General features: G+C 60.9%; 9 protein-coding genes. 6 read left to right on the plus strand and 3 right to left on the minus strand.

All coding sequences use genetic code 11. The features are described 5' to 3' along the window. Positions 1 to 6 precede the first annotated feature (6 nt). The 3 genes from ACZYR5_RS17755 to ACZYR5_RS17765 form a co-directional block, all read right to left on the minus strand. Positions 7 to 1,734 carry an ABC transporter ATP-binding protein/permease gene (locus ACZYR5_RS17755; RefSeq protein WP_489090376.1) on the minus strand — a complete coding sequence of 576 codons (1,728 nt, stop codon included), beginning with the start codon at positions 1,732 to 1,734 and terminating at the stop codon, positions 7 to 9. Positions 1,735 to 1,830: 96 nt separating this feature from the next. Beyond that, entirely contained in the window at positions 1,831 to 2,391 is a 561-nt protein-coding gene (locus ACZYR5_RS17760) for a response regulator transcription factor (RefSeq protein WP_489090377.1), read from the minus strand. After that, entirely contained in the window at positions 2,384 to 3,646 is a 1,263-nt protein-coding gene (locus tag ACZYR5_RS17765; protein WP_489090378.1) for an ATP-binding protein, read from the minus strand. Before ACZYR5_RS17765 ends, ACZYR5_RS17760 begins: the two co-directional genes overlap by 8 nt. A 313-nt stretch (positions 3,647 to 3,959) precedes the next feature. Between ACZYR5_RS17765 and ACZYR5_RS17770 the strand changes: the two genes are divergently transcribed. The 6 genes from ACZYR5_RS17770 to ACZYR5_RS17795 form a co-directional block, all read left to right on the plus strand. Continuing rightward, positions 3,960 to 4,676 carry an SIMPL domain-containing protein gene (locus ACZYR5_RS17770; RefSeq protein WP_489090379.1) on the plus strand — a complete coding sequence of 239 codons (717 nt, stop codon included), beginning with the start codon at positions 3,960 to 3,962 and terminating at the stop codon, positions 4,674 to 4,676. A gap of 355 nt (positions 4,677 to 5,031) precedes the next feature. After that, complete coding sequence (locus ACZYR5_RS17775) at positions 5,032 to 6,657, plus strand: ABC transporter substrate-binding protein (protein WP_489090380.1); 1,626 nt, start codon at positions 5,032 to 5,034, stop codon at positions 6,655 to 6,657. A gap of 284 nt (positions 6,658 to 6,941) precedes the next feature. Continuing rightward, positions 6,942 to 8,543: an ABC transporter substrate-binding protein gene (locus tag ACZYR5_RS17780; protein ID WP_489090381.1), complete on the plus strand. Its 1,602-nt coding sequence runs from the start codon at positions 6,942 to 6,944 to the stop codon at positions 8,541 to 8,543. Positions 8,544 to 8,710: 167 nt separating this feature from the next. Beyond that, positions 8,711 to 10,126: an OprD family porin gene (locus ACZYR5_RS17785; RefSeq protein ID WP_489090382.1), complete on the plus strand. Its 1,416-nt coding sequence runs from the start codon at positions 8,711 to 8,713 to the stop codon at positions 10,124 to 10,126. Positions 10,127 to 10,202: 76 nt separating this feature from the next. Further along, positions 10,203 to 11,798, plus strand: coding sequence for an ABC transporter substrate-binding protein (locus ACZYR5_RS17790; RefSeq protein ID WP_489090383.1), 1,596 nt, complete (start codon positions 10,203 to 10,205; stop codon positions 11,796 to 11,798). A 71-nt stretch (positions 11,799 to 11,869) separates the two neighbouring features. Then, on the plus strand, positions 11,870 to 12,875 hold a 1,006-nt coding region (locus ACZYR5_RS17795), incomplete at its 3' end, for an ABC transporter permease subunit (protein ID WP_489090384.1).

A 12,875-nucleotide genomic window follows, 5' to 3' on the forward strand; every position in this document is an offset into this window, starting at 1 on the left:
GGCCGATCAGGCGGTGACGGCCTGCTCCTGCAGATGACCGTTTTCGATTCGCACATGCCGCGGGTGGAAGCGCTTGAGGCTGCTGCGGTGACCGACGCTGACAATGCTCAAACCCGGCAGCTGATCGATCAGCGCCTGGTACAGGTTGGCTTCGTCTTCCTCGTCCATCGCCGACGTGGCTTCGTCCATATACAGCCATTGCGGCGCATACAACAGGGCGCGAGCGAAGGCCAGCCGCTGCTGTTCGCCCGGCGACAGCAGGCGTTGCCAGTGGTTGGCTTCGTCGAGGCGGGCGATCAGGTGCGGCAGTCGGCAGGTTTCCAGCACCTGCTCATAACGCTCCGCGGCATAGGTGTCGCCCGCTTGTGGATAACTCAGGGCTTCGCGCAGGGTGCCGATCGGCAGGTAAGGCTTTTGCGGCAGGAACAGATAACGCGCGCTGGGCAGGCGAATCGCCCCGTGCCCGGCCGGCCACAAGCCGCCCATGGCCCGCAGCAAGGTACTTTTGCCACTGCCGGAGCGGCCGCTGAGCATCAACCGGTCGCCCTGCTCCACGGTCATGTCGGCATTGGTCAGCAGATGCCGACCGTCCGCCAGATCGAGGCCCACGTGCTGCACCTTCAATTCATGGCCCTGCAGGTGTACATCGATGGCCGGTGCACGCTCTTCGTTTTCAGTCATGGCCTGGCGGAAACTCAGCAACCGGTCACAGGTGGCGCGCCAGGACGCGAGGTCAGCGTAGGCACCGATGAACCAGCTGAAATTCTCCTGGACGTTGCCGAACGCCGAGTTGATTTGCATCAGCTCGCCCAGCTCGATCTTGCCGGCGAAGTAGCGTGGCGCGGCGACCATAAACGGGAAGATGACTGCGATCTGGCTGTAGCCGGCAGTGAAGAAGGTCAGACGTTTGGACACCTTCATGATGTCCCAGAAGTTGTGCCAGACCCTGCCGAAGCGCGTGCTCAATCGTTGGTTTTCATTGGCCTCGCCGTTGTACAGGGCGATGCTCTCGGCGTTCTCGCGCACGCGCACCATGGAGAAACGCAAGTCGGCTTCAAAACGTTGTTGCTGGTTGTTCAGGCCGATCAGCCGGCGGCCTATCAGGTGGGTGATCCAACTGCCCACCACGGCATAGACCAGCGCGCACCAGAACATGTAGCCGGGGATGGTGTAGCCGAACACTTCGATGCTGCCGGAGACACCCCACAGAATGATCGAAAACGACACCAGGCTGACCACGGTGCGGATCAGCCCAAGGCCCAGGCTCAGGGTGTTGCTGGTGAAGTTATTGAGGTCTTCGGAGATCCGCTGGTCCGGGTTGTCGGTGTAGCCGCCCTGCTCCAGCTGGTAGTAGTTCTTGTGCGCCAGCCAGCGACTGAAGTGCTTCTCGGTCAGCCAGGCCCGCCAGCGGATGGTCAGCATCTGGGTCAGGTACAGGCGGTACACGGCACCGAGGATCGCCACCGCGGCAATCCCGCAGAAATACAGGATCAGGCTCCAGAATGCGGTGTCGTCCTTCTTTTCCAGGGCGTTGTAGAAGTCCTTGTACCAACTGTTGATCCACACCGAAATCGCCACGCTGAACAGCGACAGGCCGATCACCGCAATCAACAGCAACCAGGCCTTGCCCTTCTCTTCACTGCGCCAGTACGGCGTAATCATTTGCCAGACACGGCGCAAGAAATCACCGCGCACAGCATCGTTGACCGCGGAATATTCAGCGTTCTGATTCATGGTTCAGGCTCGGTAGAAAATACAGGATGTACGAACCGATCATAGATGATCGGTTCGGTTTGTCGCGAAGGCCGGCAAAATTCGTTCAGCGCAGGTTCAGCGGCGCACGGGACGCTTCTGCAATTTGCGCTGCAAGGTGCGCCGGTGCATGCCCAGCGCGCGGGCAGTGGCGGAGATGTTGCCTTCGTGCTCGGTGAGGACGCGCTGGATGTGCTCCCACTGCAGGCGGTCCACCGACATCGGGTTTTCCGGCACCAGGGTGTCGAGGTCGGCATGTTCGGAGAGCAAGGCGGCCAGCACATCGTCGGCGTCGGCCGGTTTGCACAGGTAGTTGCAGGCGCCGCGCTTGATCGCCTCGACGGCGGTGGCAATGCTCGAATAGCCGGTGAGGATCAGCACACGCATTTCCGGATCGAGTTCCAGCAGCTTGGGCAGCAGCACCAGTCCGGAATCGCCTTCCATTTTCAGGTCGAGCGCGGCGTAGTCCGGCAGGTCCTGCTGGGCGATCACCAGGCCTTCCTCGGCCGAGCCGGCGGTGCTGACGCGAAAACCGCGACGGCTCATGGCGCGGGCCATGACCCGGGTAAATGTGGCGTCGTCGTCTACCAGCAACAAATGCGGCAGGTCTTCGCCTTCGACTTGGATCTCTTCACTCATGTTCGTCTCCTCGTGCGGCACGGGGCAGGCGCAGCTCGGTGAGCGTACCGCCTTCCTCGTGACTATAGAGTTTCACTGAGCCACCGGCGCGTGTCACGCTGGCTTTGCTCAAAAACAGGCCGAGGCCGAAACCTTTACCCTTGGTGGTAAAAAATGGCTTGCCGATCTGCTCGGCAATCGCCAATGGCACGCCGGCGCCGTGGTCGCGAATGCTGATGGTCAGCTCGAGGGCATCCCAGTCCAGCGTCACTTCCAGCCCTTCGGGGCAGGCATCGGCAGCGTTGTTCAACAGGTTCAGCAGGGCCTGGGTCAAATCCGGAGGCGGCGCCAGGCGCGGCTCCTCGCCCATGCCCATGTGCTGCAGACGGTAGGTGGCTTCCGGGCGCATCAGGTGCCAGCGGTCCAGCGCCTCCTTGAGCCAGACGCTGACATCCTGCATCTCCACCGCCAGCCGGCGATTGGCCTCGGCGGCGCGCACCAGCTGCTGGAGAGTCTGCTTGCACAGTTTCACCTGATCCTGCAGCACGCTCAGGTCCTCGCGCAGCAACGGGTCCTGGTGATCCTGCTGCATCTCGTTGAGCAACACGCTCATGGTCGCCAGCGGCGTGCCCAATTCATGGGCGGCACCGGCGGCCTGGGTGGCCACGGCGAGCAGTTGCTGGTCGCGCAGGCCTTCTTCGCGACGAATTGCGCGCAACTCTTCCTGGCGGCGCAGCTCTTCGGCCATGCGCGCGGCGAAGAAGGTGATCACCGCCGCTGCCAGGGCGAAACTCAGCCACATGCCGTAGATCTGCATCTTTTCCCGGTACATCGGGAAGGTTTCCAGCGGGTAGAACTGCGCCAGGAGCAAGGTGTACATGGTCAGGGCGATGCCCGAGAGGATCACCGAATAACGCCAGGGCAAGGTCACCGCGGCTATGGTCAGCGGCACCAGGTAGTAGGAGACGAACGGGTTGGTCGAGCCTCCCGAGAAATACAGCAGCGCACTGTGGATAAACAGGTCGCAGGCCAGTTGCACGGCGTATTCCAGCTCGGTCACCGGCCACGAAGTGCGCAAACGGATGGCGGTGAAGGCGCACAGCAGCATCGAGCAGCCGAGGGTCGCCGCCAGCTCCAGCCAGGGCAGTGGCAGCAGGTCGAACCAATAGGCGAGCCCGACCGAACCGGCCTGGGCGGCCAGCACCAGGGTGCGGATGAAGGTCAGACGCCAGAGGTTCTGGCGCGTTGCGGAAAGTAGTTGTACGGGGGCGAGCATGAGCTCTCCTGATGAGCGCTCCAGGCGGATCGCGTCGAGTATAACCAAGCAGGGGCGTCGACAGGCAAAACTGCGGCAAAGCGCCACAGGTCTGTAGGAGCGAGCTTGCTCGCGAAAAATTCATGGACACCGCGTTCATTCAGAATGACCCCGTTATCGTTAACGTTTTTCGCGAGCAAGCTCGCTCCTGCAAGGTCCGCCGTTCAGATCTGTATAGAAGTTGTAACCGGGTGAACCCGCCATTAAAAGCTAGAGTCTGATGGGTCACTGCAGGACCGGACCATCATCCCTGCGCATCATCCAAGGAGCTTTCATGCACACTTTTCGCCGCAGCGTCGCCCTTCTCGCCCTCAGTGCCGGCACCCTGGCCAGCCTCCCGACCCTGGCCGCGGACGAACTGCACTACAACCAGATCTCCCTGCGCGCCGAAGTCAGCCAGGAAGTGGCCCGCGACCTGATGATCGTGACGCTCTACACCGAAGAGCAGAACACCGACCCAGCCAAGCTCGCCGCCGACATCAGCACCACCATGAACAAGGCCCTCGGCCAGGCCCGCCAGGTCAAGGACGTGACCCTGCGCCAGGGCAGCCGTAACAGCTACCCGATCTACGACGACAAGGGCCAGAAAATCACCGGCTGGCGTGAGCGCGCCGAACTGCGCCTGGAAAGCTCGGACTTCGCCGCGCTGTCCAAGCTCACCGGCGAATTGCTCACCGGACTGAAAATGGCCGGCATGGACTTCGCCATTGCCGACCCGACCCGCAAAGCCAGCGAAGACGCCCTGCTCAAGCAGGCGGTGAACGCGTTCAAGGCTCGTGCCCAGTTGACCACCGAAGCCCTGGGCGGCAAGGGTTACAAGATCGTCAACCTGAACCTCAACACCAACGGTTATCCACAGCCCTACATGCGCGCACCGATGATGATGAAGGCCGCCGCCATGGATTCCGCACCGGTCACCCCGGATGTCGAAGCCGGCACCAGCCAGGTGAGCATGACCGCCGATGGCTCGATTGAAGTACTGATGCCGTGACCCCTCGTGCGACAAAACCTGCAGGGCCTCCTGCAGGTTTGTTTTCCCACTCGCCAACACGAAAAAGCCGTCTAGGCTGTACGTATAGTTCGGTAACATCACCGCTCCAACAGGGTGCGATCGCTACCGACCTGGCACCACATTGGTGCGACCTTTGCACTGAAAAAACCCTGCGCAAACGGTCAAATGCGGCAAAGTTTATACATATGCGACATTAAGGTACGTTCGTACCACTGTTTAATCCTTGTAGCCGTTCTGCGTCTTGCATTGGGTATAGCCCCTGCATAAGTATCCGCAGGTCGACTCACGAGGTCGTCCTCTAATTCCAAAAATGACAACAAATCATGAGGCCACCATGCTCAAACACGCGGTCATTCCGTTTTTAGTCGGCGCCAGCTTGCTAGCTAGCGCACCCTTCGCCTCCGCTGCGACTAACCTGGTGTTCTGCTCCGAAGGGAGCCCGGCCGGTTTTGACCCAGGCCAGTACACCACCGGAACCGACTTCGACGCCTCGGCAGAAACCATGTTCAACCGCCTGAGCCAGTTCGAACGTGGCGGCACCGCCGTGGTGCCTGGCCTGGCGACCAGCTGGGACGTGTCCCCGGATGGCCTGACCTACACCTTCCACCTGCGCGAAGGGGTCAAGTTCCATACCACGCCGTACTTCAAGCCGACCCGTGAATTCAACGCCGACGACGTGCTGTTTACCTTCAACCGCATGATCGACAAGGACATGCCGTTCCGCAAAGCCTACCCCACCGAGTTCCCGTACTTCACGGACATGGGGATGGACACCAACATCAAGAACATCGAAAAAATCGACGACAAGACCGTCAAGTTCACCCTGGGCACGGTCGACGCCGCGTTCATCCAGAACATGGCCATGAGCTTCGCCTCGATCCAGTCCGCCGAATACGCCGCGCAACTGTTGAAGGAAGGCAAGCCGGGCGACATCAACCAGAAGCCGGTCGGCACTGGTCCGTTCGTGTTCAAGAGCTACCAGAAAGACTCCAACATCCGCTACACCGGCAACAAGGACTACTGGAAACCTGAAGACGTGAAGATCGACAACCTGATCTTCGCCATCACCACCGACCCGTCGGTGCGTATCCAGAAGCTGAAGAAAAACGAATGCCAGGTCACCCTGTTCCCACGTCCGGCCGACCTCAAGGCCCTGGGCGAAGACAAGGACCTGAAACTGCCGCACCAGGCCGGCTTCAACCTCGGCTACATCGCCTACAACGTGATGCCGGTGCTCAAGGGCCGTACCGACGCCAACCCACTGGCCAAGCTCGAAGTGCGCCAGGCGCTGGACATGGCGGTGAACAAACAGCAGATCATCGACTCGGTGTACCAGGGCGCCGGCCAGCTGGCGGTCAACGCCATGCCGCCGACCCAGTGGTCCTATGACGACACCATCAAGGACGCCAAGTACGATCCGGAGAAGGCCAAGGAACTGCTGAAAAAAGCCGACATCAAGCCGGGCACCGAAATCACCCTGTGGGCCATGCCGGTCCAGCGTCCGTACAACCCGAACGCCAAGCTGATGGCGGAAATGCTGCAGTCGGACTGGGCGAAGATCGGCCTCAAGGTCAACATCGTCAGCTACGAGTGGGGCGAGTACATCAAGCGTTCCAAAGGCGGCGAGAACCAGGCCATGATCATTGGCTGGAGTGGTGACAATGGTGACCCGGACAACTGGCTGAACGTGCTGTTCGGCTGCGACTCCCTGAGCGGCAACAACTTCTCGAAATGGTGTGACAAGCCGTACGACACCATCATCAAGGAAGCCAAGGCGACCACCGACGTTGCCAAACGCACCGAGCTGTACAAGCAGGCGCAACACCTCCTCAAAGATGCAGTCCCGATGACACCTATCGCGCACTCGACGGTGTATCAACCCATGCGCAACACCGTGCAGGACTTCAAGATCAGCCCGTTTGGCTTGAACTCCTTCTACGGCGTCAGCGTCAGCAAGTAAGGGTCAACCATGGCGACGTCCGTGACGTCGCCATGGTGCTACCTGCCCAGACAGCAGAATTTGCCTACACATCCATAGCGTTGCGAACTACTTCGCAGAGCTAGGACGCGTCGACTTTTCTTACCTGTCATTCGGACTTTTCGCATTTACCTCCGGAGCCTCGACTGACTAACGTCGGCGACCGGTCGTATTGCATTGGCACCGGCATTGCTGAATCCGTGGATCTGTACCCGCACGTCCCCCGGACGGGACAAGGGTTTACATCGAACAAGAGAGGGAGCGTCATGCGCCATCACCTGCTATTTTCCGCCCTGCTGGGCACCGGCCTGTTGGCCGCCACATCCATCAGTCACGCCGCCAGCAACAGCCTGGTGTTCTGCTCCGAAGGCAGCCCGGCCGGTTTCGACACCGCGCAATACACCACCGCGACCGACAACGATGCCGCCGAGCCGCTGTACAACCGCCTGGTCGAGTTCGAAAAAGGCGCGACCACCGTGGTGCCGGGCCTGGCGACCAACTGGGATATTTCCGAGGATGGCCTGACGTACACCTTCCACCTGCGTGAAGGGGTGAAGTTTCACACCACCAAGTACTTCACACCGAGCCGCGATTTCAACGCCGACGACGTGCTCTTCACCTTCAACCGCATGCTCGATGCCGAGCACCCCTTCCGCAAGGCTTACCCCACCGAGTTCCCGTATTTCAACGGGATGAGCCTGAACAAGAACATCGCCAAGGTCGAGAAAACCGGGCCGCTGACCGTGGTCATGACCCTGAACTCGGTGGACGCAGCGTTCATCCAGAACATCGCCATGAGTTTCGCCTCGATCCTGTCCGCCGAATACGCCGAGCAGTTGCTCGCCGCCGGCAAGCCCAGCGAGATCAACCAGAAGCCGGTGGGTACCGGGCCGTTTGTGTTCCAGCGCTACCAGAAGGATTCGCAGATCCGCTACGCCGGCAACAAACAGTACTGGGACCCGAGCCGGGTCAAGCTCGACCAGCTGATTTTCGCCATCAACACCGACGCCTCGGTGCGGGTGCAGAAACTCAAGGCCGGCGAGTGCCAGGTCACCCTGCACCCGCGTCCGGCGGATGTTGAAGCACTGAAGAAAGACCCGAAACTGCAACTGATCGAAAAACCCGGCTTCAACCTCGGCTACATCGCCTACAACGTGCGCCACAAGCCGTTCGATCAGCTCGAAGTGCGCCAGGCACTGGACATGGCGGTGAACAAGCACGGCATCCTCAATGCCGTGTACCAGGGCGCTGGCCAGTTGGCGGTCAACGCCATGCCGCCAACCCAGTGGTCCTACGACGAGACCATCAAGGACGCCGCCTTCAACCCGGAAAAAGCCAGGGAAATGCTCCGCGCCGCCGGTGTCAAGGAAGGCACCGAGATCACCCTGTGGGCCATGCCGGTGCAGCGTCCGTACAACCCCAACGCCAAGCTGATGGCGGAAATGCTCCAGGCCGACTGGGCGAAAATCGGCTTGAAAGTGAAGATCGTCAGCTACGAATGGGGCGAGTACATCAAGCGCACCAAGAACGGCGAGCATGACATCAGCCTGATCGGCTGGACCGGCGACAACGGTGACCCGGACAACTGGCTGGGCACCCTGTACAGCTGCGACGCGATTGGCGGCAACAACTACTCCATGTGGTGCGACCCGCAGTACGACAAGCTGATCAAGCAGGCCAAGATCGTCACCGACCGTGACCAGCGCACGGTGCTCTACAAACAGGCCCAGCAGTTGCTCAAGCAGCAAGTGCCAATCACCCCGGTTGCCCACTCGACGGTCAACCAGCCGTTAAGCGCCAAAGTCGAAGGCTTCAAGGTCAGCCCCTTCGGCCGCAACGTGTTCTCGGGCGTCGGTATAGACCAATAAACCATTAACCCAACCTGGGGGCGAAATTCGCCCCCACGCAACACTGCTGCCTGAATTCGGCAATCTGCCCTCATGCAAACGTTTGCGATGCCTTGAACGTGTTACCCAACTAACCGGATCACCTACAAAGACCGGTGTTTATAAAAAGAAAGAAAGGAGCTTCACTGATGAAACTGAGCAACACCGCACTGCTGGCCCTGGCCATCAGCAGCATCACCGCCACCGCTTACGCCGAACCACAAAGCCAGGCCTACAACCCGGTGACCGTGAACACCGGCAACGCCCAATCCGAGGCCACCGGCTTCGTCGAGGGCCAGAAAATCGACGGCAGTACCCGTAACTGGTACGCCAACGAACAACTGAAACGCGGCGGCAAGTTCGCCTACAAGAAAGATGGTGTTTCGACCCCGACTGATCGCCGGATCAACTGGGTCCAGGGCACCATCATCAAATACAACTCCGGTTTCACCGAAGGCACCGTGGGCTTCAGCACCGAGCTGGCGGCGTACAACGCCATCGCCCTGGAACGTGACCGCGAAAACCTCGCCTCGAACAACGGCGGTGCACCGGGCACTCGTCCAGGCGCGGGCAACAACCGCACCCTGACCAAGGAAGGCGGCGACGCCCAGGGCCAGTGGAGCAAGCTGGGCCTGGCCAACGTCAAGGCACGCATGTCCAACACCACCCTGACCGCCGGGCGCATGAACTTCAGCAGCCCGCAGGTCGACGTGATCGGCAACCGTGCCCTGCCCTCGAGCTTCCAGGGCGTGGCGCTGCACAGCGAAGAGCTGAACAACCTGGCCTTTGACCTCGCCACCTTCGATCGCAACTCGCCGCGTACCGAAGAAAGCCTGAGCAAATTCCGCTCCGAATACGGCGACATCAATGCCGAAGCCGACCACGTCAACACCGCCGGCATCAGCTACGCGCCGCTGGCCAGCCTGACCACCAGCCTCTGGGCGACCCAGGCTGAAGACCTGTGGAACCAGTACTACTTCGGCGCCACCCACGTGCTGGGCGACAGCTCGGTCGTGAGCCTGACCACCGGCCTGAACTACTACAAGACCCAGGAAGAAGGCAAAGCCAAGCTGGGCAAGATCGACAACGACACCTACTCGCTGTCGTTCGGCCTGACCCACCAGGCACACACCCTGACCTTCTCCTACCAGCAAGTGAACGGTAACGAGTACTTCGACTACCTGCACGAAACCAACGGCATCTACCTGGCCAACTCCCTGTTGTCGGACTTCAACGGCCCGAACGAGAAGTCCTTCCAGGTTGCCTACGGCCTGAACATGGCCGAGTACGGCGTACCGGGCCTGAAGTTCAACATCTACCAGGCTCGCGGCTGGGGCATCGACGGCACGCACTACACCGGCACCGGCTATGACGGCATCCAGTCGCAGGACGGCGAGCACCACTATGAATACGGCATCGGTGCAACCTATGCGGTGCAGAGCGGTCCGCTGAAAGCCACCACCGTACGCGGCACCTACACCGCGCACCGGGCGAGCGAGAACCAGGCTGACGGCAGCATCAACGAGTTCCGTCTGGTCACCACCATTCCGTTCAACATCCTGTAAGTCGCAACAACACCGAGGCCGATTCGACGAATCGGCCTCAACGACTAATCTGCCTCATTGGTTACGGAGGGTTTACATGAATATGCTTCCCTTGCGCGCCGCGCTCGCCGCCACCCTGCTGGCGACAGCGATCGGTGCTTCGGCAAAACCCCTGGTGGTCTGCACCGAAGCCAGCCCGGAGGGTTTCGATCCGGTGCTCTACACCACCGCCGTGACCGCCGACGCGGCAGCGGAAACCCTGTTCAATCGCCTGGTCGACTTCAAGCCCGGCACCGCCGAGATCCAGCCGGCCCTGGCCGAGCGCTGGGAAATCAGCCCGGACGGCCTGCAGTACACCTTCCATTTGCGCCAGGGCGTGACCTTTCACACCACCGACTATTTCAAACCGACGCGGCCGCTCAATGCCGACGACGTGGTCTGGAGCTTCCAGCGTCAACTGGACCCGAACCATCCGTGGCACAAGCAGTCCACCGTCGGTTTCCCGTACTTTGAAAGCATGGACTTTCAGAACTTGCTGAAAAGCGTCGAGAAAGTCGACGATCTGACGGTCAAATTCACCCTGAACCGTCCCGAGGCGCCGTTCCTGCTCGACCTGGGCATGGCCTTCACCTCGATCCATTCGGCCGAATACGCCGACCAGTTGCTCAAGGCCAATAAAATGGCCGACCTCAACAGCAAGCCGATCGGCACCGGGCCGTTCATCTTCCAGCGCTACGCCAAGGATGCCCAGGTCCGCTACAAGGCCAACCCGGAGTACTTCCGTGGCAAGGCGCCAGCCGATCCGCTGATCTTCGCCATCACCCCGGACAACAACACGCGCCTGCAAAAGCTCAAGGCCAACGAATGCCAGGTAGCGCTCTACCCGAAACCCGATGACGTGCCGAGCATCCAGGCCGATCCGAACCTGCAGGTGGTGAATATCCCGGCGATGTCCACCGGCTACACCGCGATCAACACCAGCCACAAATACCTCAGCGATGTGCGCGTGCGCCAGGCCATCGAGCAGGCGCTGGACAAGCAGAACTACGTCGACACCCTGTACGGCAAGGGCAACGCGGTTGCCGCGGTCAACCCGTATCCGCCGGCTCTGCTAGGCTACAACACGGCACTGAAGAACCCGCCCCAGGACCTCGACAAGGCTCGCGCCCTGCTCAAGGAAGCCGGGGTACCGCCAGGTACGGTCTTCACCCTGTACACCCGCAACGCCGGTGGGCCGACCAACCCGAACCCGCAACTGGGGGCGCAGTTGATCCAGGCTGACCTGGCCAAAGTCGGTATCAAGATCGACATCCGAGTCATGGAATGGGCCGAAATGCTCAAGCGCGCGAAGAAAGGCGAACACGACCTGGTATCCGCCGGCTGGAGCGGCGACAACGGTGATCCGGATAACTTCCTGACCCCGCTGCTGAGTTGCGAAGCCGCCAAAAACGGCGAAAACTACAGCCGCTGGTGCAACCAGCCATTCCAGGAACTGATCACCCAGGCGCGGGCCACCACCGACACGGCCGAGCGTGCTGCCCTCTATGAAAAAGCCCTGGCCATCCTCCACGACGAAGTGGTGTGGATCGACCAGGCGCACCCGAAAATGTTTACCGCCATGCGCAAGAATGTCGACGGTTATCACATGAATCCGCTGACCAACAATAACTTCGCCACCACCCAGGTGAAGTAGAAAAAAACCCCGGCCAACCCGCACCCCGGGCTGGCCGGTACGCCTAACCGGCTGATGAGGTACACCTGAAGATGTTTAGTTTTATTGCCCGCCGACTGGGACTGCTGATCCCCACGTTCTTCGGCATCACCCTGCTGACGTTCGCGTTGATCCGCATGATCCCCGGCGACCCCGTGGAAGTCATGATGGGCGAACGTCGCGTCGATCCCGAAATGCACGCTCAGGCAATGGAACGCCTTGGATTGAACAAGCCGCTGTACGCCCAGTACCTGGACTACGTCGGCAAACTGGCCCAGGGCGACCTGGGTGAATCACTGCGCACCCGCGAGAGCGTGTGGACCGAGTTCACCTCGCTGTTCCCGGCGACCCTCGAGCTGTCCATGGCCGCGCTGTTGTTCGCCAGCATCCTCGGCCTGCTGGCCGGGGTGATTGCGGCGCTCAAGCGCGGGTCGCTGTTCGACCATGGGGTGATGGGCATTTCCCTGGCCGGTTATTCGATGCCGATCTTCTGGTGGGGCCTGATCCTGATCATGTTCTTCTCCGTGAGCCTGGGCTGGACCCCGGTTTCAGGACGCATCGACCTGCTCTACGACATCGAGCCGCGCACCGGTTTCATGCTGATCGACACCCTGCTGGCCGACGAGCCCGACGCGTTTTTCGACGCCCTGCACCACCTGATCCTGCCGGCCATTGTGCTCGGCACCATCCCGCTGGCGGTGATTGCGCGGATGACCCGTTCTTCGATGCTCGAAGTGCTGCGCGAAGACTACATCCGCACCGCCAAGGCCAAGGGCCTGTCGCCGGCACGCGTGGTGTTCGTCCACGGCCTGCGCAACGCGCTGATTCCGGTGCTGACGGTGGTCGGCCTGCAGGTCGGTACGTTGCTTGCCGGTGCGGTGCTGACCGAGACCATTTTCTCCTGGCCGGGCATCGGCAAATGGCTGATCGAGGCCATCGGCGCCCGGGATTATCCGGTGGTGCAAAACGGTATTTTGCTGATCGCCTGCCTGGTGATCCTGGTCAACTTCGTGGTGGACATCCTCTACGGCTTTGCCAACCCACGCATCCGTCACCAGC

This window comes from Pseudomonas sp. F007 (assembly GCF_057814275.1).

What these genes read in the sequence shown, in the direction of transcription:
- ACZYR5_RS17755 (WP_489090376.1), bottom strand. Translation starts at nt 1,734, where the DNA reads ATGAATCAGAACGCTGAATATTCCGCGGTCAACGATGCTGTGCGCGGT.
- ACZYR5_RS17760 (WP_489090377.1), bottom strand. Translation starts at nt 2,391, where the DNA reads ATGAGTGAAGAGATCCAAGTCGAAGGCGAAGACCTGCCGCATTTGTTG.
- ACZYR5_RS17765 (WP_489090378.1), bottom strand. Translation starts at nt 3,646, where the DNA reads ATGCTCGCCCCCGTACAACTACTTTCCGCAACGCGCCAGAACCTCTGG.
- ACZYR5_RS17770 (WP_489090379.1), top strand. Translation starts at nt 3,960, where the DNA reads ATGCACACTTTTCGCCGCAGCGTCGCCCTTCTCGCCCTCAGTGCCGGC.
- ACZYR5_RS17775 (WP_489090380.1), top strand. Translation starts at nt 5,032, where the DNA reads ATGCTCAAACACGCGGTCATTCCGTTTTTAGTCGGCGCCAGCTTGCTA.
- ACZYR5_RS17780 (WP_489090381.1), top strand. Translation starts at nt 6,942, where the DNA reads ATGCGCCATCACCTGCTATTTTCCGCCCTGCTGGGCACCGGCCTGTTG.
- ACZYR5_RS17785 (WP_489090382.1), top strand. Translation starts at nt 8,711, where the DNA reads ATGAAACTGAGCAACACCGCACTGCTGGCCCTGGCCATCAGCAGCATC.
- ACZYR5_RS17790 (WP_489090383.1), top strand. Translation starts at nt 10,203, where the DNA reads ATGAATATGCTTCCCTTGCGCGCCGCGCTCGCCGCCACCCTGCTGGCG.